This is a genomic window from Rhodoferax sp. U11-2br (assembly GCF_018619435.1).
Taxonomy (GTDB): Bacteria; Pseudomonadota; Gammaproteobacteria; order Burkholderiales; family Burkholderiaceae_C; genus Rhodoferax.
On record NZ_JAHFZF010000038.1, the window covers coordinates 19,017 to 44,526 of the forward strand.

Here is a 25,510-nt window from a genome sequence, read left to right on the forward strand (position 1 = left end):
AGGAGTCGTTGGGATGTCGGTTGTGCAAGACAAAGATGTGTATGCGGGTGCGTTGCTGGCGCTGGTGGGTTCAGCGTTTGCCTGGGGCGCAACCTCTTACACGGTGGGCACCAGTGCCCGCATGGGGCCAGGTTATTTCCCGATGGTGTTGGGGGTGCTGCTGGCGCTGCTGGGGGTACTGATTTTGCTGCGCGGTTGGCGTAAAGCGCTTGATCAGCGTCTGGCGGTTGGTCCTTGGGCCTGGAAGCCGCTGTTTTTCATTGTGGCGGCCAACCTGTTGTTCGGGGTGCTGCTGGGTGGGCTGCCCAGCTTGAACTGGCCTGCCATGGGCTTCATCGTGGCGATATTTGGCCTGACCCTGGTGGCAGGCCTGGCCGGTGAACGCTTCAACCTGAAAGAAAGCCTGCTGCTGGCCTTGGTGCTGGCTGTCGGCAGCTACCTGGCCTTTGTGCTCTTGTTGCAGCTGCAACTGCCGGTCTGGCCTGTTGTGTCCTTGGGGCAGGGGGCGTGATGGATCTGATCACCAACTTGTCCATGGGTTTTGGTGTGGCGGTCACACCGATCAACCTGCTCTACGCCTTTGTGGGTTGTCTGCTGGGTACCCTGATCGGGGTGCTGCCCGGTATTGGCCCGGTGGCCACGATTGCCATGTTGCTGCCAGCCACCTATGCGTTGCCGCCGGTGTCGGCGCTGATCATGTTGGCGGGCATTTATTACGGTGCGCAGTATGGTGGTTCAACCACCGCCATCCTGGTGAATCTGCCGGGAGAAGCGTCCTCGGTGGTCACGGTCATTGATGGTTACCAGATGGCGCGCAAGGGTCGGGCCGGGCCGGCGCTGGCTGCGGCCGGGCTCGGGTCCTTTTTTGCAGGCAGTGTGGGTACGCTGATTCTGGCGGCCTTTGCCGGACCGTTGACTGAGGTGGCGTTCAAGTTTGGGCCCGCCGAGTATTTTTCACTGATGGTTCTTGGGTTGATTGGTGCGGTGGTGCTGGCCTCGGGCTCCTTGCTCAAGGCGGTGGCGATGATTGTGCTGGGCCTGCTGCTGGGCCTGGTTGGCACCGATGTGAACTCGGGTGTGGCGCGGTTTGCCTTTGATATACCTGAGCTGACCGATGGCATTGGTTTCATCGTGATCGCCATGGGGGTTTTTGGCTACGGCGAAATCATTGCCAACCTGTCGGTCAAGGAGGCGCACCGCGAGGTCTTCACTTCCAAAGTGCACGGCCTGATGCCGACACGTGAGGACTTCAAACGCATGTTGCCCGCGGTGCTGCGTGGCACCAGCATTGGCTCGATTCTGGGCATTCTGCCGGGAGGCGGTGCTTTGCTGGCGGCGTTTGCGGCATACAGCGTCGAGAAAAAAACCAAGCTGCACACCGGCGAGGTGCCGTTTGGCGAAGGCAATATCCGGGGTGTGGCCGCGCCCGAGGCTGCCAACAACGCGGGTGCACAGACCTCGTTCATCCCCTTGCTCACCCTAGGCATCCCACCCAATGCGGTGATGGCGCTGATGGTGGGCGCCATGACCATCCACAACATCCAGCCCGGCCCGCAGGTGATGAGCAGCAACCCCGAGCTGTTCTGGGGCCTGATTGCCTCGATGTGGATTGGCAACGCGATGCTGGTGGTGCTGAACCTGCCGCTGATCGGTATCTGGATCAAGCTGCTCTCCGTACCCTACCGCTGGCTGTTCCCGGCGATTGTGTTGTTCTGCGCGATCGGGGTGTACAGCACCAACAACAACACCTGGGACATCTGGATGGTGGGGCTGTTTGGGGTGATTGGTTATGTGTTCATCAAACTCGGGCTGGAGCCTGCGCCGCTGCTGCTGGGTTTTATCCTGGGCCCGATGATGGAGGAAAATCTGCGCCGTGCCTTGCTGCTCTCGCGTGGTGACTGGAGTGTGCTGGTGACGCGGCCGCTGTCGGCCGGTTTGCTGGCTGCGGCGGTGGCGATGTTGCTGGTGGTCTTGCTGCCAGCCATCAAGCGCCAACGCGAAGCTGCCTTTGTGGAAGACTAGCTTGGTGACTTTCTCAAAAATTTATAAGAAATCAACCTGTAGCCCTTATGTCTAAAGGGCAGGAAGCTCCACAAAACATAGCGTTCGGTTTGCTGCTGGCAACCTTCGGCGCGATTGCGTTCAGCGGCAAAGCGATCATCGTCAAACTGGCCTACCGCTACGGCGTGGATGCGGTCACGCTGATCATGTACCGCATGTTGTTTGCGCTGCCGATCTTTGCCTTGATGGCCTGGTGGGCGAGTCGGGGCAAACCACCCTTGACCCGGCGCGACTGGTGGGGTGTGCTGGGCCTGGGTTTTTCGGGTTATTACCTGGCCAGTTTTCTGGACTTTGCCGGGCTGGCCTACATCAGCGCCTCGCTGGAGCGGCTGATTTTGTACCTGAACCCGACGCTGGTGCTGATCCTCGGGCGGCTGCTCTACCAGCGCCACATCACCCGTTACCAAGCACTGGGCATGGCCATCAGCTACCTCGGGGTGTTGCTGGTGTTTGGCCATGAGATTGGGCTCGCTGGCAGCCATGCGGCGCTCGGTGCGGCGCTGGTGTTTGGCAGCGCCATCAGTTATGCGGTGTACCTGAGTTTCAGTGGTGAGCTGGTCAAGCGCTTGGGCTCCCTGCGTCTGGTCGGTCTGGCCACGCTGGTGGCCTGTGTGTTGTGTATTGCGCAATTTGTGCTGCTGCGCCCGATGAGTGCGGCCCTGGTGGCGCCCGAGGTGATCTGGCTGTCGGTGGTGAACGCCACCCTGTGCACCGCCGCACCGGTGCTGATGGTGATGATGGCCATTGAGCGCATCGGTGCCTCGCTGGCCGCGCAGACCGGCATGGTCGGCCCGATGTCCACCATCGCCATGGGGGCGCTGCTGCTGGGGGAGCCCTTCACAGGCTGGGTCGCGGCAGGAACGCTGCTGGTGATTGCGGGCATTTTTGTCTTCATGCGGGGGCGCTGACAAAGCTGTTGGCAGGGAAAATGCATGCCTGTTTGGGCGAGGGTATCAGTCACTTTTTTTATTCATCAGGAGTCACAGATGGTTCAGAGTCGTTTGGGGGATCGGGTTCGCAAATTGGCACACGCCGTGCTGGTGGGTTCACTGCTGGCAGCAGGTCTGGCCCAGGCACAGACCGGCCCGGTCAAGCTGATGGTTGGGTTCCCGCCCGGAGGCGGCACCGACGCGATTGCCCGCATCCTGGCCGACAAGCTCAAGGACCAGCTGGGTGTCTCGGTGGTGGTTGACAACAAGGCCGGGGCCGGTGGTCAGATCGCCGCCCAGGCGCTCAAAGCCGCTGCACCAGATGGCAACACGCTGTTTTTGTCGCATGACCACACCATCTCGATCTTGCCGCTGGTGGTCAAGAACCCCGGTTTTGAGCCCCACAAGGACTTTGTGGCGGTGGCCGGTTTTGCGACCTTTGTCAACACGCTGGCGGTCTCCGGTGGCACACCAGCCAAAACCATGGCCGAGTATGTGAGTTATGTGCAGAAGCAAGGTGGTGGACAGGACACGGTGGGTGTGCCCGCGCCAGCGTCGGTGCCCGAATTTCTGGTCAAGCTGATTGGCCAGAAATACAAGCTGGACCTGCAGGCCGCGCCTTACCGTGGCAGTGCGCCGATGATGGCCGACATGCTGGGCAACCAGATCCACGCGGGTGTGGGTTCAGTGCCAGACTTCATCGAAAACCAGAAAGCCGGCAAGATCCGTGTGGTGGCGGTGCTTGGCAGTGCGCGCCAGGCCTCTCTGCCCGATGTGCCGACCTTTGCCGAACTGGGCCTGGCCGGGTTTGAGGATGTGCCTTACTACGGCATTTTTGCGCCCAAGGGCACGCCCCAGCCGGTGATTGACAAGCTGTCGGCCGCTGTCGCCAAGGTGGTGGCCCTGCCTGATGTGCACGAACGTTTGAGCGCGATGGGTCTTTCCGTGGGCTACATGACCCAGGCCCAGCTGACCAGCCGTGAACTGGCTTATGCCAACACCTGGACCCGCATCATCCGCGACAGCGGCTTCAAGGCTCAGTAAGTGATGGGTTGGGTGGGTTTGGTGCGCGGCCTCAGCGCCGCGACGACACCACAATGCCACCCGCAATCAGCACAAAGGCCAGTGCGTGGTACAGGTGCGGCACCTCACCCAAAAACAGGCCGGATAACACGGCGGTGAACAGCGGAATCAGGTTGATGAAAAACCCCGCCACCGACGGTCCGGTGCGCGCTACCCCGGCGCCCCAGGCGCGGTAGGCCAGCAGCGCCGGGCCTACCGCGATGAACAGCAACATGCCGGCCAGGGTCCAGCTCAGGTGCAGGCGGCCCCAGCCCAGACCCCATTCGGCCCCGGCAAATAACGCTGACCAGACCAGCCCAAAGGCCACCTGGCCCATCAGAAACGCCGACCAGTTGGTTCGGATGCTGGCAGGCTCGGTGGTTGGGTGCCCCAGCATCCAGCTGTAATAGGCCCAGGCGGCGGAGGCCAGCAGGATGTAGAAGTCACCCGGCACCAGGCGCACATTCAGCAGCACGTCGAGTTCGCCACGGCTCATCACCAGCATCACACCGAAAATCGACATGGCCGCACCGAGCCACTGGCGCCGTGAGATGGCAGCACCAAAAAACACCCGGCCAATCAGCAGCATCCACACCGGGGTGACCGAGCCCACCAGCGTCACATTGATCGCGCTGGAGGTGTTGAGCGCCAGATAGAGCAGGGCGTTGTAACCGCCAATGCTCAGTAGTGAGAGCCCGGTGAAGCGCCGCCAGCTCGGCCACAGAGGGCTGCCGGGGCGCAGCACCGATCCGGCCAGTGGCAGCAAGAGCACAAAGGCCAAGCACCAGCGCACCAGATTGAGCGTCATCGGCGAGGCCATGTCGGCAATCATGCGGCCCAGCACCGCGTTACACGCCCACAACACCGGTGGCACAGTCAGCAGCAGCGCTGCGGTGGGGGTCACGCGGGGATGGTTCATAGGCACCAGCCAGTGGGCAAACGCGGGGTGAAAAGGGGGAGATGCATGCGGGTGGCGGCGAGTGGTTGGCCATTCTCGCAGCAAAACACAGCGCTCTGTTTCATGGCAACATGCACCCGCACCGAACAACCCAGAGAGCACTTTGTATGAGCACATTTACCTCACGCGCCATCCAGATCGACCAGCACGGTGGCCCCGAACAACTCCAACTGGTCCAGATCACCGTGGGTGAACCGGGCCCGGGTGAGGTTCGCATCCGCCACCATGCGGTGGGCCTGAACTTCATCGACGTTTACCACCGTACCGGCCTGTACCCGATGCCGATGCCGGCCCGCCTGGGCATGGAGGCAGCGGGCGTGATCGACGCCGTGGGTGAGGGCGTGACCCACCTGCAGGTGGGAGACCGCGCTGCCTACGCCAGCCCGCCGCCCGGCAGTTATTGTGAGTTGCGAGTGATGCCCGCGAAATGTGTTTGCAAACTCCCGGATGCCATCAGCTTTGAGACCGGTGCCGCGATGATGCTCAAGGGCTTGACGGCTCAATACCTGCTCAAACGCACCCTGCCGATGGGTGGTTTGCACGCAGGTGACTTTGTGCTGTTCCACGCCGCCGCCGGTGGCGTGGGGCTGATCGCTTGCCAGTGGGCCCGGGCCTTGGGCCTGCGCCTGATTGGCACCGCTGGTTCAGCACAAAAATGCGCACTGGCCCTTGCCAATGGTGCGGAGTTTGCTATCAATTACGCAGAAGAGGATTTTCTGGCTCGGGTCAAGGAGATCACCGCAGGCCAGGGTGTCAAGGTGGTCTACGACTCGGTGGGCAAGGACACCTGGGACAAGTCACTCGATTGCCTGGCGCCTTTGGGCCTGATGGCCAGCTTTGGCAATGCCTCGGGCCCGGTGCCGCCGTTTGCGCCGGGCATCCTGGGCCCCAAAGGCTCTTTGTATGTGACGCGGCAAACGCTGTTCACCCACATGAACACCCGCGAAAGCACCCAGGCCATGGCGGACGAGTTGTTTGCGGTGGTGAGCAGCGGCCAGGTCCAGATCCACATCGCGCAGCGTTACCGGCTGGAAGACGTGCAGCAGGCACACCGCGACCTGGAGGCACGCAAAACTACCGGCTGCACGGTGTTGACCCTGTAGCCGGTTGGGGTGGTGGTCTGGTGCAGGGCTACAAGGCTTTTTGGCCTGTAGCCCTTGTTGTATCAGCATCAGTTGCTATGGGGTCTGATGCATTTGGTGCCTCGTTCCGTGGCCCGGCGCTCAATTGAAGAAGCCACGTGCCTTCATCATGTTGCAGCCGTTTTGCCGCGGTACATTGAGCGTCACGCCTTTTTCCTTGGCGCGCTCCTGCATCAGCTGGTGTTGTGCATCTTGCAACTGTGTGCATTCTTCAAAAGTTTTGGTGGCACGCATCTTGGCCATGTGATCGGTTCGTTCCTGCTGGGTCATCAGCGTCCAGCCAGGGGTGTTGGTTTGGCTAAAACGCATACCGCCCCGGCCTTGCCCCATGCCGGGTCCGTTGCCCATTTGTGCCAGAACTGACGTCGACAAAGCGGCTGTCAATAAAGTGGCGAGGCTGATGCTTTTGATCAGGGTGGATGTTTTCATGATGGAACTCCTTGGGTTGAACGGTTGTGGGATGCGTCTCTGGCCTGCATCCCTGGGGGTTATTTGAGGCCCATCATGTCAAGCTAAAGTGTGACCGCAAGTGCCAAATTGCATCGCTGTGTTGCGTGGCTGACCCGCGATACAGTGCGTTACAAAACTTCTTGCAACAGCGCTTGGTTCAGCCGCCAGGATTGGATGTAGGCTTGCCAACACCAGGCTTTGGCCCCCCATCATGGAAAAATGCGACTGCATTCTGATCGTTGATGACGAACCCGACATCCGCCGCCTGCTGGTGGACTATCTGGTGCGCAACGGTTTTGAGGCGCTGGCTGCGCGCGACGGGCGCGAGATGTTGCAGCTGCTGGCGCGCCATGCGGTAGACCTGCTGGTGCTGGACCTGATGCTGCCCGACACCGATGGCCTGACGCTGTGCCGCGACCTGCGCGCCAGCTCCAGCCTGCCGGTGATCATGCTCACCGCGCGGGGAGAGGAGGCCGACCGCATTGTGGGCATCGAGATGGGCGCCGACGACTACCTGGTCAAACCCTTCAACCCGCGCGAACTGCTGGCCCGCATCAAGTCCATCCTGCGTCGCACCCGTGCCCTGCCACCCAACCTCAAGCCCGAGCCGGTGCGCTGCCTGCTGTTTGGCGGCTGGTGTCTGGACACCGCCGAGCGCCTGCTGACCGCGCCGGACGGCGTGGCCACGCCCTTGTCGGGCGCGGAGTTCCGGCTGCTGCGCATCTTGCTGGAGCACCCCAACCGGGTGCTGACCCGCGACCAGCTGACCGAGCTGATCCACGGCCACGAAGCCGAGGCCTATGACCGTGCCATCGATGTGCAGGTCAGCCGTTTGCGCCAGCGCCTGCGTGATGACAGCCGCGAACCCCAACTGATCAAGACGGTGCGTGGTGAGGGTTATGTTCTGGCCGCTTCAGTGCAGGCGTCTGACACATGCCCGTGATGCTGCAAGCCCCTGTGCGCCCGAACTGGCGCCGCCTGCGCTCGACCCTGGCGGCCCGGCTTGCGCTGATTGTGTTGGTGGGCCTGCTGGTGGCCCAGGGGGTGAGTTTCTGGCTGCAGTGGCAAGAGCGGTCTGTGGCGGTCAACCAGGTCCGCGGGGTCAATTTGGCAGACCGCCTCGCCCCGGCGGTGCGGGTGTTGGAAGCCAGCCCGTCAGCCCAGCGCGCTTTGGCCCTGGCTGCTTTGCAGGGTGGTGGCGTTCAGTTCGAGATGGTCACTGCCGACCAGGTTTTTGCGGTTGTGCCACGCGGCGCTTTGCCGGGCATGCTCAGTGCGCGACTGGGCCGGTCGGTCAACATCCGCACCGACGGCCTGGGCCGTGGTCCGGGTGCCGGTCAAGCGCGTGCTGGTCTGGCCCACCGGCTGGACCTGCAGCTCATGGATGGCCAGTGGGTCCGTGTCAGTCTGGCGCCCGAGCTGGACGCCCAGGCACCGGCCTTGCCCACCAGTTTGCTCACCGAGCTGCTCATCACCCTGGGCCTGGTGATGGCGGTGGTGCTGCTGGCCGTGCAACAGGCCACCCGGCCACTGCGCCAGCTGGCCCAGGCAGCAGACACCCTGGGCAGTGACCTGGACGCCCCACCTCTGCCCGAAGACGGCCCCACCGAGACCCGGCACGCGGCCCAGGCGTTTAACCGCATGCAGGCCAGAATCAAACACCTGGTCAACGAGCGGGCCCGGGCTCTGGCGGCGGTCTCGCACGATTTGCGCACGCCGCTCACGCGCCTGCGTTTGCGCACCGAACTGATCGACGACGAGCGCTTGCGCGAGCAGATGAGCAAGGACCTGGAGGCCATGGCCGCCATGATTGATGGCACGCTGGCCTACCTGCGTGGCCTGCAGGCCAATGAGCAGGTGCGCAGCTTGGACATCAATGCGCTGCTGGAGAGCATGGCCGACGATGCCCGGGTACTGGGGCGCAGCATCCAGATCCACGGGCAGGCACAACAGGCTTTTCAAGGCCGGCTGACCGCTTTGCGCCGGGCACTGCAAAACCTGATCGACAACGCCTTCAAATACGGCCAGGGCGCCAGCTTCCGTGTGGAAGACAGCCCAGCTCTGTTGACAATCACGGTGGAGGACGATGGGCCCGGCCTGGCACCGGCAGAGCTGACCAAGGTTACCGAACCCTATTACCGCGTCGACAGTGCACGCAGTGCTACAGGTGACGGTGTCGGGCTGGGCCTGTCCATCGTGAAAGACGTGGCCCTGTTGCACAACGGTGAACTGATCCTGACCAACCGGCCCCAAGGTGGGCTGGCTGCAACTCTGCTGCTGCCACGCGCTGTCACACCCACACTGTCATGAGCACTGCCAGTTTTGGCAGGGCTGGTTGTGTCGCCGGTTGTGCAAGCCAGCTTGTGCGCGTTTCTGAACAGATGAATCAATGACTTAGCGGATTGGCTGGGGCTGGCACGGCGGTTGCGGTGGACAGGGGGTCGTCAACTTTTTTTTGTCAGTCCATCCACTGACCCCTTCCCCATGATCATGAAAATCGCCGTCACCAGCCAGAACCGCACCAGCATCACCGAACACGCTGGCAAATGCCGCAAGTTCTGGGTTTACGAGGTGGCCAATCGCCAGGTCAGCGGCAAACAATTGCTGGAACTGCCTTTGGCGCAAAGTTTTCACGAAAGTGCCCACGCACCCGACCCGCAGGCACCCCATCCGCTGGATGGCGTCTCGCTCCTGATCACCGCCAGCGCAGGCCATGGCCTCAAGGCACGTCTGCGCCAAAAAGGCATGGCCGTGTGTGTCACCAGCGAAACCGACCCTGATCACGCGGTGGCGGCTTGGCTGCAGGGCACACTGACCGAAGTAGCCAGTGCACCCCAGGACTGCGACTGTGGCCACGGTCAGCCCGCCTGAGCAAGCCCTGAGCACCAGCCCCGCCTGCGGTGGTTCAGACCAATCTATTTATACCCTATGGGGTATTATTTCCCCTCTCTCAGTTTTAACCCCTTTGAAAGACCAGTCTCCATGAGCACGTTTGACCACATCGGCTTGATTCAGAACATCAACGAGAACTTGGCGTCGCTGCGCAAAGCCCAGCCCGAGGCCATGCAGGGTTTTGGCCAACTGGCCCGCGCCGCCATGACCGAAGGCGCTCTCAGCGCCAAACACAAGGAGCTGATCGCCCTGGCCATTGGCATCACCCAGCATTGCTCGGGCTGCATCGGCTTTCATGTCAAGGCACTGATCAAGCTGCAATGCACCCGCCAAGAACTCGAAGAAATGCTCAGCGTGTGTGTCTACATGGGCGGCGGACCCGCCCTGATGTACACCGCCGAAGCCCTGAGCGCCTGGGACAGCATGACCGCCCCGGCATGAGTCGGCTGCAGGCCGCCAAGCTCTCTGGCCGGTTGCACACAGACGCTGTGCATTCACCCCCCTGCTGAACTGGGGGGCAGGGTGCTGATCTGGCTGTTTCTGCTGGCAGGGGTGGCCCTGGTGGCGTTGTTGCGCCAGGTTGTTCACCGGGCCATCCTGCGCAGCCTGCGCGCGCCCCGGGTGGCGCACCTGCGCACCCCGGCCGACCTGGGTTTTCAGGCGCATGCACTGCGTTTGCCGGTGGCCCATGGCAAGTCCCTGTTTGCCTGGTTTGTGCCGGTGCCGGGTGCGCGGCAGGCCCCCGCCGTGCTGCTGATGCATGGCTGGGGCGCCAATGCCAGCCTCATGCTGCCCGCCCTGGCCCCGTTACATGCCGCCGGCTACTCGGTGATGCTGCTGGATGCACGTTGCCACGGCAACAGCGATGACGAAGTTTTCACCTCGCTGCCCCGATTCGCCCAGGACATCGACGCCGGGCTGGACTGGCTGCGTTGGCAGCCCGAGGTGGACGACCAGCGCCTGGTGGTGCTGGGCCACTCGGTGGGCGCCGGTGCGGCCCTGTTGTGTGCCACCCGGCGCCAGGATGTGAAAGCGGTGGTGTGCCTGGGTGCGTTTGCCCATCCGCAAGAGGTGATGCGGCGCTGGCTGGCCGAGGTGCATCTGCCTTACCTGGTGATTGGCTGGTACCTGCTGCGCCACGTGCAACACGTCATCGGTGTCCGTTTTGACGAGATTGCGCCCCTGCACAGCATGGCGCGGGTGTCTTGCCCGGTGTTGCTGGTGCACGGCAGCGAGGACGAGGTGGTGCCGGTGGCTGATGCCCAGCGCCTGCAGGCAGCTGGCAGGCCGGGCCAGGTGACATGGATTGAAATCCCCGGCGGACACGACCCTAGCGAGGCTGCCCCAGCCTATGTGCCACAACTGATCAGCTTTTTGCAGCAGGCTTTCGCCACCGCTGACAGGCAGCTCAGCGCTGGGGCGGCCCATTAGCCGTGTTTTTGCACCAGCGTCCAGGCGGACAGTGCAATCAGCCCACTCCAGAACCACATGCCCAGGGTCAGTGGCAGCACCGTGCCGTCCATGTGGCCACCGAGCCAGCCGCCCATGGCAAAAGCACACACCATCATCAGGATGCCATTCATCGCCGAGGCCGCGCCCGCCGCCTGCGGGAACGGCCCGACCGAGCCACTCTGACCACAGGGCTGGTGGATGCCATGGCCCACCATAAAAATCAGCTGTGGCAACAAGATGCTCCAGAGGCTGATCCAGCCGCTCAAGGTCAACAACGCCATCAGCGTGCCGCCGGTCAGCGACAACACCCCGGCAAAAGCCACCGCACGACGCACCCCAAAACGTGGCAGCCAGTGGCGGCATAAAAAGGTGCCGCCAATGTAGGCCAATGAGTTGACAAACATCACCAGCCCGTATTGCATTTTGCTCAGACCCAGCACCCCGGTGAACACAAAGGACGAGGCCGCCAAAAAGGTGAACAGTCCGCTGTATGAGCAGGCCGTTAACGCGGAGAACGCCAGAAACGTCGGGTGCCCCAGGATGTGGCGCCAAGTTGCAACCAGTGTGCCCAGCTGCAGCGCCTGCGGGTTTTTTCGCTGCACGGTTTCCTCAAACCGCAGCGCCACCACCACCAGGGTCACCGCCGCAAACACACCGAGTGCCAGCAGCGCAAAACGCCAGTTCAGCCACTGCGTCAGCAGGCCGCCCAGCGGTGCACTCAGGCAGGCAATCACGCCCAGGCCACTCAGGCCCTTGCTCATCACCCGTGCGCCCTGCGTGGGGGCGTACAGGTCACGCACGATGGCGCGGGCACACATCACACCAGCACCCATGGCCGCACCCTGCAGCGTGCGCCAGACAATCAACCAGCCCATGCTCGGTGCCAGGCAACTGGCAATGGAGGACAGCACATAAGCCACCAGACCAATCAGCAGAATAGGCCGGCGACCAAAGCGGTCTGACAGCGGCCCCCACACCAGCTGCGAGCCACCAAAGGCCAGCAGCAGCGCGGTCAGTGTCAGCTGCGCCTGCGCCATCGGGGCAGACAACTGGGCGGTCAGCTCGGGCAGGGCAGGCAGGTACAGGTCGGTGGTGATCGGCTGCAGGCCCAGCAACAGGGACAGCAGCAAGACGATCAGACCGGGCGGCATGTTGGAGGAATGGGTGGCGTTGGCAGGCATGGTTTGAGGTTATCAGATCAGTACCAACCCAATGTGTCTGGAAAACCGCGTCTGTGCGAAGATGGCCACTGCTTGAATCAGACATTGTGGAAGGGGTGGTGGCATGGCAATAGGATGGCTCTCCGTATTAAAAATGGTGCCCTGGGGTGATGTGATCGAGTCCGCGCCCAAAGTAGCGCAGGGCGCCAAAAAGCTGTGGGACACGGTGGGCAAAAAGCCCGCCGCCAGCACCAGCGCAACGGTGACCACCGCCACTCCGGGCCAGCCCGAACCCACGCTGGCCGCCTTGCAGGCCCAGGTGACTCAGCTGCAGGTGTCGGTGGCCGAGCTGCACCAGCAGATGCTGGCCTCCAGCGCACTGATCGGCTCGCTGGCCGAACAAAACACCCAGCTGATCGCCCGTGTGGAGGTCAACCGCAAACGTGTGCTGGCCCTGGCGGTGGTGGTGGTTGTGCTCGCGGGGGTGGTGGTAAACAAACTATTTTGATAGCTGTCAGCCCTTTATACATAAGGTCTAGAGGCCAATTTTCCTTGTGTCTTAACAGGAGCCTGTTTTGGCGGGAGAATCGTTGACGCCAGTGCGACAGAGCCAACACGCCATGATCCACGCGCGCCAGGCAAGCCAGCGCCAGGCTTCATTGGCCTGACTGAAGTGTTTCCTTTGAACCTGGTGACACTGGCGAAACGGGTTAGGGCACCGAAGCACCAGCGGCTGCATCACGCAGTTCTCGCCGCAAAAATTTCCCCAGGTTGGTCTTTGGCAGGGGTTCACTGCGGAATTCGATGATCCGGGGCATCTTGTAGCTGGTCAGGTGTTGTCGGCAATGCGCGAGCAAGAGCTGTTCGTTCAGCGCCGGGTCACTCTTCACCACCACGATCTTGACGACCTCGCCGGATCGGTCGTCTTGCACACCGATGGCCACGACCTCGGCCACACCGGGGTGCAGCGCGACAACGTCTTCGATCTGGTTCGGAAAGACCTTGAAGCCCGACACAATGATCATGTCTTTTTTACGGTCCGTGATCCTGAAATAACCCCGGTCGTCCACAAAACCCATATCGCCGGTGCGCAGCCAGCCCTCAGCGGTGAACACTTTGCTGGTTTCGTCGGGGCAGTTCCAGTACCCCGGCATCACCTGGGGGCCGCGCACGCAGATCTCGCCGACCTCGCCTGTGGCGAGTTGCTTGCCAGCTTCGTCGAGGATCACCGCCTGGGTTGACGGAATCGGGATGCCGATGGTTCCGGTCCACGCCTCAGTGTCGAGCGGGTTGGCGATGACAATGGGCGACGTCTCGGTCATGCCGTAGCCTTCGATGATGTTCACACCGGTGCGTTTTTTCCAGCGCTCGGCCACCACGCTCTGCACCGCCATGCCCCCGGCACTGGTCACTTTCAGGGCGCTGGTGTCCACGCCCGCAAACCCGGGCGTGTCAAGCAGGGCCCGGTACAGGGTGTTCACACCGATGATGATCGTGAAAGGGTATCTCTTCAGGTCTTGGATGTAGGCGCGCATGTCTCTGGGGTTGGTCACCAGAACCGTGCGTGCACCGAGCTTCATGAACACCAGATTGGAGGTCAGCGCGTAGACGTGGTAAAGCGGCAGTGGGCAGACGAACACCTCTTTGCCTTCCACCAGATCGCGCGCCATCCACGCCGTCATTTGTTGCACATTGGCCACCAGGTTGCCGTGGGTCAGCGCCGCACCCTTGGCCACGCCCGTTGTGCCGCCGGTGTACTGCAGGAAGGCCAAATCGGTTTGGCAAAGCGGCACCTCTTCCAAATTCTGCTGGCGCCCGGCGCGCAGGGCCGCGTTGAATGGGGTGCTACCGCCAATCGTCCATGGGGGCACCATGTGTTTGATGTGTTTCACCACGACGTTGGTGAGTAGTTTCTTCACAGGCGCAAACATGTCGCCAACCTCGGTCGTGATGACGGTCGGGGTCAATGTCGGATTCTTGTCCAAGACTTGTTGCAAGGTGTGCGCAAAGTTTTCCAGCACCACGATGGCCACCGCGCCCGAGTCTTTCAGCTGGTGTTCCAGCTCGGCTGCGGTGTACTGCGGGTTGATGTTCACCACCACAAGCCCAGCCCGTAACACGCCGAACAAGGCCACCGGGTACTGGAGCAGATTCGGCATCATCAGGGCGACCCGCTCACCTTGGCGCAGTCCCAGTGACTTCTGCAGATAGCCTGCAAAATCGCGGCTCAAGCGGTCGAGTTGTGCATAGGTGATTGACACCCCCATGTTGCTGTAGGCGGGCAAATCTCCAAAACGTTGGCAGCTGCGCTGCAACATGTTCCTGAGCGAGGTGAACTCAAACACATCCACCTCGGCCGGTATGCCTGGCGGGTAACTGTTCAACCAAATGGATTCCATCTAGATCTTTCCTTGCCGCATCACTTACATCACGTGGACAGCGGTGAAACAAAACCCGCTGTGCAACGGCTGGGTCAAGCCACGGTTGCGCCAGTAGGCCTGCACCATCTCCACGAAGCCACTGGGACCACACACCCAGGTGGTGCGCTCGTTCACATCGGGCACCGCAAGCGTCAGGGCCTCGGCGCAGAACTGACCAACATGGTCGTCGAAATGGACCAGCAGGGATAGCTCCGGGTAGCTGTCTGCAGCACCTTGCATTGTGCTGGCCTGATGCAATTCGGCCGGGTTGCGGCACACATGCAGCAACACCACGTCACCCTGGTAGTTGCGTGCCTGCAATTCACACAGCATGGACATCGTCGTTGTGATACCACGGTCGGCACTCAGCAGCAGCATCTTGGCGGGCAATGTCGCAGGCAGCACGAGCTGGCTGTCCACCTGGTTGACGCTGCGCACGCCGCCATGCGTGACAGTCTGCGGCGAAGTGGGAATGGGTTGCACCGATGGCACAGCGTCGTTTGCCGCGAGCAGGGGTGCGAGGGGATCAGCCCGTGTAGGGTGCAATGCAGCCTTTAGGGGCATGACCAGTGTTTCAAACCAGCGAGTTGATCGGGTTGGGTGGTTGGCAGCAGTCATGATGTGTCCTTGCCGGGTTATTTGGGGTTGTTTTATATTGTGTACGTTCGTACACTGAATGTCTACGGTCATTTTTGAGTTTGCTGAGGGAAGTCAACTTCTGATGGAATGAATCTTGATTTTTTCTGGATTCATGTGAATTTGATACGATACGCTTGTACACAAATACACATCACCATGGCCGCACCCCCGTCCGCCAGCAAACGCGCAGACTCCCTGACGCGCAGCGAGCGCAAAGACCTCACACGTGCCAGCCTGTTGCAGGCGGCGCTGGCCTTGATTGGGGAGGGGCGCAGCTTCACCAGCCTGGGCATTCGTGAGATTGCCCGTGAGGCGGGTATGGTCCCCAACGCCTTTTACCGGCACTTCCGCAACACCGATGACCTGGGGCTGGCCCTGGTGGAGGAGATGGGCATCACTCTGCGCCGCCTGTTGCGCGAAGCGCGCCAGGTGGGGGTGGCGCCAAACGCGATGGTGCGTCGATCCGTTCAGGTGTATTACGAGTACGTCCGGCAAAACCGCTTGCAGTTTTTGTTCATCTCCAGCGAACGCTCGGGCGGTAGCCGCATCCTGCGGCTGGCGATCCGCACCGAGGTCAGCCATTTCATCAACGAGATGGCGCAAGACTTTCGGCGCCTGGGCATATACCCCGACATGTCGACCAGCAGCCTGCAAATGGTGTGTGGCCTGATCGTCACCACCATGCTGGCCGCGGCGCCCGAGATTTTGGACCTGCCCCCTGAGCAAGCCTTGCTGGAAGCCGAGATGAAGGACAATTTTGTCCAGCAATTACAAGTGGTGCTGCTAGGTGCCGGGTGCTGGAAAGAGAAGAGAGTTTTCCAATCGACAGCTGCCACCGGTCTGTAGTCCGTACTTGGCTCACAACGGGTCCGAATGCGGGCTTGGGTCACTTTGACGCTCCCGCATTGAGGCAGAAAGCTTGCATTCCAGACCTTACTCGTCCACCCTGACCGAACCCACAGGACGGCTTATTTTTGTTGTCCCGCAGATAGTCGAATTTCGGACCCTTCGCGCATCACACCTAAGCAGAAATCGGTTGTCACGGAATTCGGCAGTTTTTTGCCCTCGCTTGCGATGCCATAAAAGCGGCACGTGACCCAGCTGCAGCTGTCGGTGGCCGAGCTGTACCAGCTGATGTTGGCGTCCAGCGCACTGATCGGCTTGCTGGCTTTGGTGGTGGTGGCCAGTAAACTGTTTTGATAGCAGTCGGCCCTTTTTACATAAGGGCTGGAGGCCAATTTTTCGCGTTTCACGGGGGTGTTTCACCTACAAGAGTCAATGACTTGGTGGGCCATAAGCGAGCTGTCGGTCAGTTCGTTGAATTTCTGCAAGCCCTGGTCAAGTAAGCTGGCAAGAAGCTGTGTCTGATGGTCAACCACCTCAAGGTGGTGACGGGCAACCTCATAACTCACATGGTATTTTTTGACGTCGAATCTCAACAAAAATGGTAAAGGCCTAAGTTCCAACGCGTTGCCGTTGTAGCGCACTCGTTTCTGCAACGAGTTGTGGCGGTACTGGCACAACCACACCAAGACATTTTCACAAGGCATATTGCAATGAACACATGGAAAATCAGCCAACGTTTGATGGCGGGCTTCGGCCTAGTCATCCTGGCGTTGTTAGGTATGTCGGTCTACAGCATGTTGATTGCGCGGGGTATTGACAACGCCCTGACGACCAATGCCACCCAGAATGCCGTCATCCAGCGTGCGGCTATCAACTTTCGGGGCTCTGCCCATGACCGCTCCATTGCCGTACGCGATGTGGTGCTGGCACCCAACGACGACGCACGCAAGAAGGAGATCGATGCCATCGCACGCTTGGCAGATTTTTATGCCAAGTCGGCCACGCAACTGGATGCCGTGCTCAAAACCGCCACCGAGGTGCCCGCCGAGGTGGGTCCGATGGTGCAGACGCTCAAGGACATCGAGGCCCGTACCGTGGCCACCACGGGCAAGGTGGTCACACTGATGCAGGCGGGTGACCGCGCTGGTGCCGAAGCGCTGCTTTGGGCCGAGGCCAAACCGCAGTACGAACAATGGCTGGCCGCAGCCAACAAGCTCATCGACTATGAAGAAGCACGCATCAGCAAAAACAGCCAGACGGCCAACCAGGACGCCAGCCAGTTCACCGGCGTGATGTTGGTCATCACCTTACTGGCGGTGCTGATCAGTGTTGCCGCCACGGTCACCGTGTCGCGCAGCATTGGTCGCGAACTGGGGGCTGAGCCCATCGAAGTGCGCGCCGTGGTGCAGGCCATGCAGCAGGGCGACCTCACGGTGCCGGTGCACGTCAAGGCGGGCGACACCAGCAGCGTGATGGTGGCAGTGCGTGACATGCAGCAGCGTTTTCATGAACTTGTGTCTGCCGTGCGCGACAACATCGGGCAACTGCGAACCACCAGTGATGAGATCAGCAGCGGTAACCGGAACCTGGGCGATCGCACCGAGCAGGCCGCCAGCAGTTTGGAGCAAACCGCCGCCAGCATGGAGGAACTGACCGCCACCGTGCGCCAAAGCGCCGACTCTGCCCGTCAGGCCAACCAGCTGGCGACCACCGCCGCTGGCACGGCCACCAAGGGTGGTGAAGTGATGCAGCAGGTGGTCAACACCATGCAGGACATCCACCACAGCAGCCAGAAGATTGGCGACATCATTGGTGTGATCGATGGCATCGCGTTTCAGACCAATATCCTGGCGCTCAACGCGGCGGTGGAAGCGGCCCGCGCAGGCGAACAAGGGCGCGGCTTTGCGGTAGTGGCCACCGAAGTGCGCAGCCTGGCGCAGCGCAGCGCCGAGGCCGCAAAAGAGATCAAGTCCTTGATCCAGACCAGCGTAGAAAAGGTGGGTTCAGGCACCCAACTGGTGGCCGATGCGGGCGTGACGATGAACGAGATTGTTCAAGGCGTTCAACGCGTGAACGGCATCATTGGCGAGATCAGCACCGCCGCCGCCGAGCAGAGTGATGGCATCTCCCAGGTGAACGTGGCGGTGACACAGCTGGACCAGATGACGCAGCAAAACGGCGCACTCGTGGGTGAAAGTGCCTTGGCAGCCGACAACTTGCGGCAACAGGCCCAAGACCTGGCTGAATTGGTCGCCCTGTTCCGTGTCAACGGCAGTGCGGTGATGGGCATGGGCAGTGCATCTCCGCGCACCAAGCTTGAGCAGCGAAGCAACACCTTGCCCGCGCCCGAGATGCGTCGCCTCACTCACTGAGCCATGGGATGACCCACAGGCCCTGGTGGGGTGCTCAGCAGTTATCTATTGTGATAGCTATTGGCCCTTTTTCCATAAGGGCTAGACGCCAATTTATTGTTTTATCTGGCGGGAAGCCTGCAAATGTGCTGACAGTTTGCGCCGTCGATCAGGGCATGGACTGGCTGACGTGTCTGGGCGCACCAGCCAGGCGTGCCCAAAGGCCGTTTCTGGCACCCAACAGATACGGCTTGCGTGGATTGTTTTTCGGGGGGTGATCCTCTAACATGGGGCGACCTTGACAGCGGAGGCGCATCACGCTGGATGGCTAAAAAGAGAATGGGCGTTATCCCACACCATCTGATGTTGATGCTGCACGGTGGGCAGCCCTTCGGGCATGGACGGGGCGGAAATAAGCGGGTTGTGGGCCAGGTGGGTTGTTCACTATGGCACCGTGTTATTTCCTTGATCTCTAGGGAGCAGGCGGATGCAGGCAATCAGCGAATCACGCTCGGTAACCCGATTCCTTTCATCATGGAAGGGCTTGGCGCTGGTGCTCGCTTTGGCCGGGTTGTTCACCGCCGCCGCCATTCGCCAGGACTTCGAGGAGCTGCTGGCCACGGAGTATCAGGTGCTCGAACGCCAGGCCCGTCTGGCCGAGTACCAGGTGGGTGGGGTTCTACGCGGATTGGATGTGGGCCTGCGTAGTCTGGCGACAGACCAGGAAGCCCAGCCGTCGCTGCCCGCACAAGCCATCTCGCAACACCAGCTCGCTTTCCTGAAAGAGTTTCCCGAGGTCAGGACGATCACCGCAGCCGACAAAACGGGCCGCGTTCTGGCCGCAGAGAGCCTGCAAACGCCGCAAGATGTCGCGACCATACGTGCTTTCAACAATTCCCAGCGCGAGTACTTCCAGTTCCACCAGAATGCCCAGCCCAAAGACTTTGATCGGATGTATATCTCGCGGCCATTCATCGGGGTCTCCAAACGCTGGATCATCGTGGCGTCGCGGGCCATCCGTGGCCCGCAGGGTGAGTTTCAGGGCGCGGTGGTTGCGACCTTGATCCCCAACTTTTTCGCCCCGATATTTCAGGATGTCCTGACCAACGACGTGGTCGACTCGGTGGCCGTCCATACGTTGCAAGGCGACATCCTCTACCGCCTGCCTGACCCCGAAAAACACATTGGCAAGAACATCGCCCACGGCGAGGCTTTTCAGCTCTACCTCCGCTCCGACAGCCCAACCACGCGTTATCTCGGCATCGCTGTCACAGACAACGTCAAACGCGTCGCGGTTTTTCGCAAGGTAGGTGGCAGCAGCCTGGACATCGTCATCACGGCCCGATACGACAGCCTGTTGGCGAAGTGGTACCCAGTTGTGCTCACAAAAGTGCTTATCTACGTCCTCTTTGTGGTGCTGGCCCTGGCCTTTGGCAAAGAGTTCAGGCGGCGTCTGGCCGCCGGTATGGCTCTGTCACAGAGTGAGTCGCGCTTTCGAGCCCTGTTCGAGGACTCTCCAAATGCGATCCTTCTGATCGACCCGCAAGCGCTGCGGCTGACCGATGTCAACCCGGTTGCGTCGACCTTGCTGGGTTACAGCCGCAGTGCGTTTCTGACCAAGAAGATCGCAGACCTCTTCCGCTCAGAAGATCAGGCGCATGCCATGGCACAGTTTGCACTGGCCGTTGAACACCACAAAGATTTTGTGCGTGACCTGCCGCTGTGCCATCAAGATGGCCATGTGGTTCACATCGACATGGCTTGTACCCACCTGCAAGTGGATGGGCACCACACCTTGGCCGCCACCTTCATCGACCTGACCGAGCGTCACCTCGCCGAAAGTGCGCTGGCTGAGCGCGAGGCGCTGCTCAATGCCACCAGTCGCATGTCGCACACCGGCGGCTGGGCTTTTGACCCGGCAACGGGGCAGGGCAACTGGACGCCTGAAACCGCCCGCATCCACGATGTGCCCGAAGACGCACCGGTGGATGTGGCCAAAGGCCTCAGCTACTACGGCGATCAGGACCGCGAACGGATCCAGGCGGCCATCCGAAACCTCATCGGCAAAGCCGAGCCCTACGACCTGGAACTGGAGATGCTCACCGCCAAAGGCCGTCGCAAATGGGTCCGCACCATCGGTGAGCCGGTGGTGGAAAACGGCAAGGTGGTCTGGGTTCATGGTGCCATCCAGGACATCACCGATCAAAAAGCCGCTGAAGCGGCACTGCGGGCAAGTGAGTCGCGCTACCAAAGTGTGCTGGACCATGCCGCCGACGCCATCTTCATCTCCAACGCGCAAGGCCAGTTCCTCTACGTCAACGAACAAGCCCGCCTGCTGCTGGGGTATAGCAACGACGAACTGCTCCACATGTCGGTGGCCGGCATCACACCAGACGAGGGGACCGAACACTCAGCAAACACCTTCGTGACGCTGAGACGTACCGGGCGTGTGACCACCGAGCTCCTGCTCAAACGCCAGGATGGCAGCCTAGTACCGGTCGAGATCAACGCCATCTTGCTGCCAGACGGCACAAGTTATGGCGCTTACCGGGACATCACCCAGCGCAAGCTCAACAACGCAGAACTGGAACGCTATCGCCACCATCTGGAAGAGCTGGTGGCCACCCGCACCGCCGATCTGGACCAGGCCAACCAGTCGCTGGTGCTGGCCAGGGATGCCGCACAAGCGGCCAACCTCGCCAAGAGCACCTTCCTGTCCAACATGAGCCACGAGATCCGCACCCCGATGAACGCTATTTTGGGCATGGCCAACCTGCTGCGCCGGGGTGGCCTGACAGCCGAACAGGCGGACCGGCTTGACAAGATCGACATCGCCAGCGAACACCTGTTGCATGTCATCAACAACATCCTCGACCTCTCCAAAATTGATGCGGGCAGTTTTGTTCTCGAAAACGTCCCGCTCACCATCCCCGGCCTGTTGTCGAATGTGGTGTCGATCACCCATGCCTCCGCGCAGGAAAAGAAACTCAAGCTCGAGGTGAACGCAGACGCCTTTCCGGCCGATTTACATGGCGACCCAACCCGCTTGCAGCAGGCGGTGCTCAACTACGTCAGCAATGCCATCAAGTTTTCAGACAACGGCACAGTCAGCATCCGGGCCATCAATCTCGAAGAAACAGCCCAGTGGGTGCACGTGCGTTTTGAGGTCACAGACACCGGCATAGGCATCACGCCCGAGGCGCTGCCCCGGCTGTTTAACCCCTTTGAGCAGGCCGACAACTCGACCACCCGCAAATACGGCGGCACCGGGCTCGGGTTGGTCATCACCAAACGGCTGGCTGAACTGATGGGGGGGGATGCGGGGGTGCAGAGTGTGCCCGGTGCTGGCAGCAGCTTCTGGTTCACCGCCCACCTGCAACGCAAGGAGCGCCGCCAGACCCTGGCTGCCCCGGCAGCCGCTGGCGACCCCGAAACCCTGATCCGCGTGCACTTCCAAGGCGCACGTATCCTGATTGTTGACGACGAGCCGATCAACCTGGAGTTGGCGCGTTACCTGCTGGAGTCTGCGGGCCTGCTCGTGGACAGCGCCGAAGACGGGATGCAGGCCATCCAGCGGGCCACGGTGTCGACCTACGCCGTGGTGCTGATGGACATGCAGATGCCGATCCTTGACGGCCTGGAGGCCACGCGCCAGATCCGCATGCTGCCCAACTACCAGCACACCCCCATCCTGGCGATGACCGCCAACGCCTTCACCGAAGACCGCGCACGCTGCCTGGAGGCCGGCATGGACGACGTGCTGATCAAACCGGTGGCCCCGGGGCTGCTGTTTTCGTCATTGCTGACCTACTTGGAGAGGCGGGGTTGATTGGTGGTGGCTGCTGCCGCTGTCCATGGCTTAGCTGCAACCGCAAATACGGGTCTCAGCGCCTTGATCGGCTAGCTGGGCGAACACGACTCCTAACTGATTTGATAGCGGATAGCCCTATATAAATAAGGGCTTCTGGCATATTTCTCTATTTATTTGGGAGATAGTTGTTTTGGACGGTGGATGGCAGGTTTGCAGCTTGGATTCAACCGGTCGCTGCAACAAGTTGGCTGAATCGTTCAGCAGGTGTTTCATAGTCTAGAGTTTTCCTTGGGCGCTCGTTGAGTTTTCTCGCAAAGCCTCCAGCAACCTGGGGCTCAGGACAGGTTCGATATTCCTCAGCATCGGTGCTCCTCCTTACTGGGTTTGGATCAGAGCGATTTGGCAGCACCGGCCCCGGGTGACATACAGGCCATGACCTCAAACACCTTGAAGATGGCAGAGGCATTCTGCTCACCCCAGCCCATATCCTGCGCGACTGAACACGCAGACCCTATTTCTTCTCCAGAATCACCAGTGTGATACCGCCCAAAATGGCGGCCGACGCCAGCAGCATCGGCAGTGTGAGTCTTTCACCCAGAAATACCACGCCACCCAGCGCGGCGATCACCGGCACGCTGAGCTGCACCGTGGCGGCCTGGGTGGCCTTGAGCGCGGGCAGCGCCTGGTACCAAATGGCGTAACCCAGCCCAGAGGCCAGTGCGCCCGACACCACCGCGTAGGCCAGCCCCGCGCTGTCCCACGCAAGATGCGGCCACAGCAACAGACTTAAAACAAGCGCCATCGGCACGGTGCGCGCAAAGTTGCCAGCCGTCATCAGCGTGGGGTTGCTGGCGCCCCGGCTTTGCAGCAGCTTGCCACGCAGCGAGTACGCGCCCCAGGCCACGCCTGCGCCGAGCATCGACATGGAGCCCAGCATGCTCGGCGTGGCCAGCCCCGGCAGCATCAGTACCACCAACCCAACCAGCGCCAGCGCAAACCCGGCGACTTGCGACAGACGCAACCGCTCGCCTTGTATCAGGCCAAAACCGATCATGGTGGCCTGTACCGCGCCAAACAGCAGCAACGCGCCGGTGGCTGCCGTCATGCTTACATAGGCAAACGAAAAACCCGCCGCGTAGGCAAACAGCGCCGCCGCCGACCACCAGTTGCCATTATTGGCGGGCGTCACCACGCCGCGTTTGAGGCGCACCACGACCAGCAGCATGATTGCCCCGGACACCAGCCGCCCCAGGGTGAAACTGGTCGGGTCGATGCTTGTGTGTTTGAGCGCCATTCGGCACAGCAGTGAGTTGCCAGCAAACGCCAGCATCGCCACTGACACCCATCCCGTCAACCGCCACGGCGTCATGAAGAGTCGGAAAAACGGCTCATCAACCCTTGGCAATCACGGCGCAGGCCAGCCGCGGGCCAGAGTTGCCGGTGGGCTGAGTCTTGAAGTCGTCCGCGTCGCGGTGCACGATCAGGCCACGGCCGATGACATCAGCCACGCCATCGCCAACAGTGAGCGAGCTGGTGGTGTAACTGAACTTCGCCAAGCCAGATGAGTCTGATTTCAGGCTGAGCAAGTCACCCGCATGGTGCTCGCTGGCCGTGTTGGAGCCATGCGCTGCGCCTGTTGGGTTGAAATGTCCGCCTGCACTCATACCGTCGCCGCTGGAACAGTCGCCCTTTTCGTGGATGTGAAAGCCGTGTTCGGAGTTGGGCGCCAGGCCTGTTACCTCGCCCGCCACACGCACCGCATCCCCAATCTTGGTGAAGGTAACCGTTCCGGAGACAGCGTTTCCGGTGGTTGGTCGCAAAGTCGCGGTAGCGCTGGGGCCACTTGGATAGCCAGCACAGGCACTGACCAGTATGGCAGCGGCCATAGGAGCGAAGAATTTGATCATCGTGATGTGTCCTTTCAGGTTGATGGGGAAACCGGTGGCGAATTTGCGTCAGTGTGCCGCATATCGGCGGCATCCGCTTTCTGACATAAATCCAGCTACTCGACCTACCCCAGCAACGTGCCTACGGCCCAGGCGTCCTGCGTACGCTGCAGGTGCACCGCACCAACGGTCTGCTGCTCCACGTCAGGGGCCGCCTGGGCTATGTCCGGGTGCAGCAAACTCGCCACCTGTGCTCGCTCACAATGGCTAAAACCTAGGTCGGCCAAGGCTAGTTGCTGTCATTCACGCAGTAACTTCGTAAGTCACGTACGCAGCGGAAGCTGACGTTCAGCGATACCCCCCATTTGGGGGATGTTCAGGTCACACACAGACAGTCACAATGCAGCGAAAGCTGGCCTTCGAGAAGGATTCCCTGTTTTGAGGTTCGTGTGTTTGGCCCCTAGAATCAAAAAAAACAGTCTGCGGGGTTTATCGGTATTTTTATACCTGTATAAATTTCAGGAAAAACCGCTACAAGCAAGGCTGCAAGCTCCTTTCAGGAGAATTTCGTGACCAGATTAATACGCAGCGGCCAGAATATTTTGCAAGCCTTACCGTGGACATTACGTTAGGCAATACAAAGGAACAACGTGCAGCCTTCGAACCTTCAAGAAGTGATCCAGCACATTGCAAAGCAAAAACAGGAAAAGCAGGCGCAACAGATCGCCGATGCACAGGAAAAGCTGTTGACTGCGGCCTATGACAAGTCGGCCGCTTACACAACGGTCATAGTTTTTGGCGGGTATGCGGGTATTTTTGGAATTTGGCAACTGGCCAAGGACTACCTGTCAAAGGACCAAACGCTGTGGGCTGCGCTTCTACTCCTTGTGTCATTGGCAGCGTTTGTACTTTTTGAGGTTGTGAAGATGATCTTGGTCACACGCCAAGTCACATCTAAACTCTCAGTGCTTCGCGATCCCGCTGTTTCCCGAAATCCTCAAATGCTGTTGAAGGCTCTAGGTGAAATAGAAAGAGCACAGCAAGGCTCGCTCAAGGGATTTCTTGTGTACTGGGGCATTACCACCGCAATCGCAGTCTCGGGGGCAATTGGTAGTGCGTCTATCCTAGGCTATGCCTTCATCAGCGGGCTTGCGAAGTGAAGCCTATCAAAAGCATTGCCATCCGCACTAGCCTAACTGGTTGGTCAAGCCGACGCCCACAAGCTCCGCTTGTGGGTGCCCTCCGTGCTTCGCACTCCGGCGCAGCTTACCGCGAGCGTTAAAGCGCCAAAACATAGGGATTGGGTGACCGTTGTCTGGCCTCTTTTGAAAGTCGGCTTCCAGCCTGACACTGACGTCGATTGTGCAGCGAAAGCAGACCACATACGGCAAGGCTCAGTTTGATATTCTCAGATGACTACCTTTATTCATTAGGCCTCATGTGAAACTCCG

At 60.7% G+C, this 25,510-nt stretch carries 23 protein-coding genes; 15 read left to right on the plus strand and 8 right to left on the minus strand.

Annotated features, from left to right (window positions below; genetic code table 11):
- The first annotated feature begins 13 nt into the window (after nucleotides 1–13).
- The 4 genes from KKO72_RS18525 to KKO72_RS18540 all read left to right on the plus strand — a co-directional run bounded on the left by KKO72_RS18525 (nucleotide 14) and on the right by KKO72_RS18540 (nucleotide 4,034).
- Entirely contained in the window at nucleotides 14–511 is a 498-nt protein-coding gene (locus KKO72_RS18525; RefSeq protein WP_214942538.1) for a tripartite tricarboxylate transporter TctB family protein, read from the plus strand.
- Nucleotides 511–2,022 carry a tripartite tricarboxylate transporter permease gene (locus tag KKO72_RS18530; protein ID WP_214942541.1) on the plus strand — a complete coding sequence of 504 codons (1,512 nt, stop codon included), beginning with the start codon at nucleotides 511–513 and terminating at the stop codon, nucleotides 2,020–2,022. Before KKO72_RS18525 ends, KKO72_RS18530 begins: the two co-directional genes overlap by 1 nt.
- A 47-nt stretch (nucleotides 2,023–2,069) precedes the next feature.
- Nucleotides 2,070–2,969: a DMT family transporter gene (locus KKO72_RS18535; protein ID WP_214942545.1), complete on the plus strand. Its 900-nt coding sequence runs from the start codon at nucleotides 2,070–2,072 to the stop codon at nucleotides 2,967–2,969.
- Between the two features lie 78 nt (nucleotides 2,970–3,047).
- Nucleotides 3,048–4,034, plus strand: a complete 987-nt coding sequence (locus tag KKO72_RS18540) for a Bug family tripartite tricarboxylate transporter substrate binding protein (protein ID WP_214942548.1) — start codon at nucleotides 3,048–3,050, stop codon at nucleotides 4,032–4,034.
- Between the two features lie 31 nt (nucleotides 4,035–4,065).
- Here the strand turns inward: KKO72_RS18540 and KKO72_RS18545 are convergent, their stop codons facing one another.
- On the minus strand, nucleotides 4,066–4,971 hold the full coding sequence (locus KKO72_RS18545) for a DMT family transporter (protein WP_214942551.1): 906 nt from the start codon (nucleotides 4,969–4,971) through the stop codon (nucleotides 4,066–4,068).
- A 146-nt stretch (nucleotides 4,972–5,117) separates the two neighbouring features.
- On the opposite strand from KKO72_RS18545, the gene KKO72_RS18550 reads away from it, so the two are divergent.
- Nucleotides 5,118–6,113 (plus strand): quinone oxidoreductase, encoded by a 996-nt coding sequence (locus KKO72_RS18550; RefSeq protein ID WP_214942554.1) that lies wholly within the window; start codon nucleotides 5,118–5,120, stop codon nucleotides 6,111–6,113.
- Between the two features lie 120 nt (nucleotides 6,114–6,233).
- Here KKO72_RS18550 and KKO72_RS18555 read toward each other — a convergent pair whose 3' ends face one another.
- A complete protein-coding gene (locus tag KKO72_RS18555; RefSeq protein WP_214942557.1) occupies nucleotides 6,234–6,581 on the minus strand; it encodes a hypothetical protein in 348 nt (115 codons plus the stop codon).
- Nucleotides 6,582–6,813: 232 nt separating this feature from the next.
- On the opposite strand from KKO72_RS18555, the gene KKO72_RS18560 reads away from it, so the two are divergent.
- The 5 genes from KKO72_RS18560 (at nucleotide 6,814) to KKO72_RS18580 (ending at nucleotide 10,925) form a co-directional block, all read left to right on the plus strand.
- A complete protein-coding gene (locus tag KKO72_RS18560) occupies nucleotides 6,814–7,545 on the plus strand; it encodes a response regulator (RefSeq protein ID WP_214942560.1) in 732 nt (243 codons plus the stop codon).
- Entirely contained in the window at nucleotides 7,545–8,912 is a 1,368-nt protein-coding gene (locus tag KKO72_RS18565; RefSeq protein ID WP_214942562.1) for an ATP-binding protein, read from the plus strand. Before KKO72_RS18560 ends, KKO72_RS18565 begins: the two co-directional genes overlap by 1 nt.
- A 174-nt stretch (nucleotides 8,913–9,086) precedes the next feature.
- The gene (locus KKO72_RS18570) at nucleotides 9,087–9,473 is read left to right on the plus strand and encodes a NifB/NifX family molybdenum-iron cluster-binding protein (protein WP_214942565.1); all 387 of its coding nucleotides are present in this window, start codon (nucleotides 9,087–9,089) and stop codon (nucleotides 9,471–9,473) included.
- Between the two features lie 111 nt (nucleotides 9,474–9,584).
- The gene (locus KKO72_RS18575) at nucleotides 9,585–9,935 is read left to right on the plus strand and encodes a carboxymuconolactone decarboxylase family protein (RefSeq protein WP_214942568.1); all 351 of its coding nucleotides are present in this window, start codon (nucleotides 9,585–9,587) and stop codon (nucleotides 9,933–9,935) included.
- An 81-nt stretch (nucleotides 9,936–10,016) separates the two neighbouring features.
- Nucleotides 10,017–10,925, plus strand: a complete 909-nt coding sequence (locus KKO72_RS18580; protein ID WP_371736906.1) for an alpha/beta hydrolase — start codon at nucleotides 10,017–10,019, stop codon at nucleotides 10,923–10,925.
- Here KKO72_RS18580 and KKO72_RS18585 read toward each other — a convergent pair.
- Nucleotides 10,922–12,127 (minus strand): multidrug effflux MFS transporter, encoded by a 1,206-nt coding sequence (locus tag KKO72_RS18585; protein WP_214942571.1) that lies wholly within the window; start codon nucleotides 12,125–12,127, stop codon nucleotides 10,922–10,924. The genes KKO72_RS18580 and KKO72_RS18585 overlap by 4 nt on opposite strands.
- A gap of 103 nt (nucleotides 12,128–12,230) precedes the next feature.
- On the opposite strand from KKO72_RS18585, the gene KKO72_RS18590 reads away from it, so the two are divergent.
- The gene (locus tag KKO72_RS18590) at nucleotides 12,231–12,614 is read left to right on the plus strand and encodes a hypothetical protein (protein WP_214942574.1); all 384 of its coding nucleotides are present in this window, start codon (nucleotides 12,231–12,233) and stop codon (nucleotides 12,612–12,614) included.
- A 202-nt stretch (nucleotides 12,615–12,816) separates the two neighbouring features.
- On the opposite strand, the gene KKO72_RS18595 is transcribed toward KKO72_RS18590, so the two are convergent.
- Nucleotides 12,817–14,505: an AMP-binding protein gene (locus KKO72_RS18595; protein WP_214942578.1), complete on the minus strand. Its 1,689-nt coding sequence runs from the start codon at nucleotides 14,503–14,505 to the stop codon at nucleotides 12,817–12,819.
- Nucleotides 14,506–14,529: 24 nt separating this feature from the next.
- Complete coding sequence (locus tag KKO72_RS18600) at nucleotides 14,530–15,144, minus strand: hypothetical protein (RefSeq protein WP_214942580.1); 615 nt, start codon at nucleotides 15,142–15,144, stop codon at nucleotides 14,530–14,532.
- A gap of 177 nt (nucleotides 15,145–15,321) precedes the next feature.
- Here KKO72_RS18600 and fabR point away from each other — a divergent pair, with 177 nt between their 5' ends.
- The 3 genes from fabR (at nucleotide 15,322) to KKO72_RS18615 (ending at nucleotide 22,191) form a co-directional block, all read left to right on the plus strand.
- Nucleotides 15,322–16,011: an HTH-type transcriptional repressor FabR gene (gene fabR / locus KKO72_RS18605; protein WP_214942583.1), complete on the plus strand. Its 690-nt coding sequence runs from the start codon at nucleotides 15,322–15,324 to the stop codon at nucleotides 16,009–16,011.
- A 710-nt stretch (nucleotides 16,012–16,721) separates the two neighbouring features.
- On the plus strand, nucleotides 16,722–18,383 hold the full coding sequence (locus tag KKO72_RS18610) for a methyl-accepting chemotaxis protein (RefSeq protein WP_214942586.1): 1,662 nt from the start codon (nucleotides 16,722–16,724) through the stop codon (nucleotides 18,381–18,383).
- A gap of 466 nt (nucleotides 18,384–18,849) precedes the next feature.
- Nucleotides 18,850–22,191 (plus strand): PAS domain S-box protein, encoded by a 3,342-nt coding sequence (locus tag KKO72_RS18615; protein WP_214942589.1) that lies wholly within the window; start codon nucleotides 18,850–18,852, stop codon nucleotides 22,189–22,191.
- 493 nt (nucleotides 22,192–22,684) lie between these two features.
- Here the strand turns inward: KKO72_RS18615 and KKO72_RS18620 are convergent, their stop codons facing one another.
- From KKO72_RS18620 to KKO72_RS21200, 3 genes are all read right to left on the minus strand, one after another.
- The gene (locus tag KKO72_RS18620; protein WP_214942592.1) at nucleotides 22,685–23,542 is read right to left on the minus strand and encodes a DMT family transporter; all 858 of its coding nucleotides are present in this window, start codon (nucleotides 23,540–23,542) and stop codon (nucleotides 22,685–22,687) included.
- A 22-nt stretch (nucleotides 23,543–23,564) separates the two neighbouring features.
- On the minus strand, nucleotides 23,565–24,080 hold the full coding sequence (locus tag KKO72_RS18625; protein WP_214942595.1) for a superoxide dismutase family protein: 516 nt from the start codon (nucleotides 24,078–24,080) through the stop codon (nucleotides 23,565–23,567).
- Nucleotides 24,081–24,184: 104 nt separating this feature from the next.
- Nucleotides 24,185–24,307, minus strand: coding sequence for a hypothetical protein (locus KKO72_RS21200; protein ID WP_256445119.1), 123 nt, complete (start codon nucleotides 24,305–24,307; stop codon nucleotides 24,185–24,187).
- Between the two features lie 402 nt (nucleotides 24,308–24,709).
- Here KKO72_RS21200 and KKO72_RS18630 point away from each other — a divergent pair, with 402 nt between their 5' ends.
- Complete coding sequence (locus KKO72_RS18630; RefSeq protein WP_214942598.1) at nucleotides 24,710–25,219, plus strand: hypothetical protein; 510 nt, start codon at nucleotides 24,710–24,712, stop codon at nucleotides 25,217–25,219.
- The last annotated feature ends 291 nt before the right edge of the window (nucleotides 25,220–25,510 follow it).

What these genes read in the sequence shown, in the direction of transcription:
- KKO72_RS18525 (WP_214942538.1), top strand. Translation starts at nt 14, where the DNA reads ATGTCGGTTGTGCAAGACAAAGATGTGTATGCGGGTGCGTTGCTGGCG.
- KKO72_RS18530 (WP_214942541.1), top strand. Translation starts at nt 511, where the DNA reads ATGGATCTGATCACCAACTTGTCCATGGGTTTTGGTGTGGCGGTCACA.
- KKO72_RS18535 (WP_214942545.1), top strand. Translation starts at nt 2,070, where the DNA reads ATGTCTAAAGGGCAGGAAGCTCCACAAAACATAGCGTTCGGTTTGCTG.
- KKO72_RS18540 (WP_214942548.1), top strand. Translation starts at nt 3,048, where the DNA reads ATGGTTCAGAGTCGTTTGGGGGATCGGGTTCGCAAATTGGCACACGCC.
- KKO72_RS18545 (WP_214942551.1), bottom strand. Translation starts at nt 4,971, where the DNA reads ATGAACCATCCCCGCGTGACCCCCACCGCAGCGCTGCTGCTGACTGTG.
- KKO72_RS18550 (WP_214942554.1), top strand. Translation starts at nt 5,118, where the DNA reads ATGAGCACATTTACCTCACGCGCCATCCAGATCGACCAGCACGGTGGC.
- KKO72_RS18555 (WP_214942557.1), bottom strand. Translation starts at nt 6,581, where the DNA reads ATGAAAACATCCACCCTGATCAAAAGCATCAGCCTCGCCACTTTATTG.
- KKO72_RS18560 (WP_214942560.1), top strand. Translation starts at nt 6,814, where the DNA reads ATGGAAAAATGCGACTGCATTCTGATCGTTGATGACGAACCCGACATC.
- KKO72_RS18565 (WP_214942562.1), top strand. Translation starts at nt 7,545, where the DNA reads ATGCTGCAAGCCCCTGTGCGCCCGAACTGGCGCCGCCTGCGCTCGACC.
- KKO72_RS18570 (WP_214942565.1), top strand. Translation starts at nt 9,087, where the DNA reads ATGATCATGAAAATCGCCGTCACCAGCCAGAACCGCACCAGCATCACC.
- KKO72_RS18575 (WP_214942568.1), top strand. Translation starts at nt 9,585, where the DNA reads ATGAGCACGTTTGACCACATCGGCTTGATTCAGAACATCAACGAGAAC.
- KKO72_RS18585 (WP_214942571.1), bottom strand. Translation starts at nt 12,127, where the DNA reads ATGCCTGCCAACGCCACCCATTCCTCCAACATGCCGCCCGGTCTGATC.
- KKO72_RS18590 (WP_214942574.1), top strand. Translation starts at nt 12,231, where the DNA reads ATGGCAATAGGATGGCTCTCCGTATTAAAAATGGTGCCCTGGGGTGAT.
- KKO72_RS18595 (WP_214942578.1), bottom strand. Translation starts at nt 14,505, where the DNA reads ATGGAATCCATTTGGTTGAACAGTTACCCGCCAGGCATACCGGCCGAG.
- KKO72_RS18600 (WP_214942580.1), bottom strand. Translation starts at nt 15,144, where the DNA reads ATGACTGCTGCCAACCACCCAACCCGATCAACTCGCTGGTTTGAAACA.
- fabR (WP_214942583.1), top strand. Translation starts at nt 15,322, where the DNA reads ATGGCCGCACCCCCGTCCGCCAGCAAACGCGCAGACTCCCTGACGCGC.
- KKO72_RS18610 (WP_214942586.1), top strand. Translation starts at nt 16,722, where the DNA reads ATGAACACATGGAAAATCAGCCAACGTTTGATGGCGGGCTTCGGCCTA.
- KKO72_RS18615 (WP_214942589.1), top strand. Translation starts at nt 18,850, where the DNA reads ATGCAGGCAATCAGCGAATCACGCTCGGTAACCCGATTCCTTTCATCA.
- KKO72_RS18620 (WP_214942592.1), bottom strand. Translation starts at nt 23,542, where the DNA reads ATGACGCCGTGGCGGTTGACGGGATGGGTGTCAGTGGCGATGCTGGCG.
- KKO72_RS18625 (WP_214942595.1), bottom strand. Translation starts at nt 24,080, where the DNA reads ATGATCAAATTCTTCGCTCCTATGGCCGCTGCCATACTGGTCAGTGCC.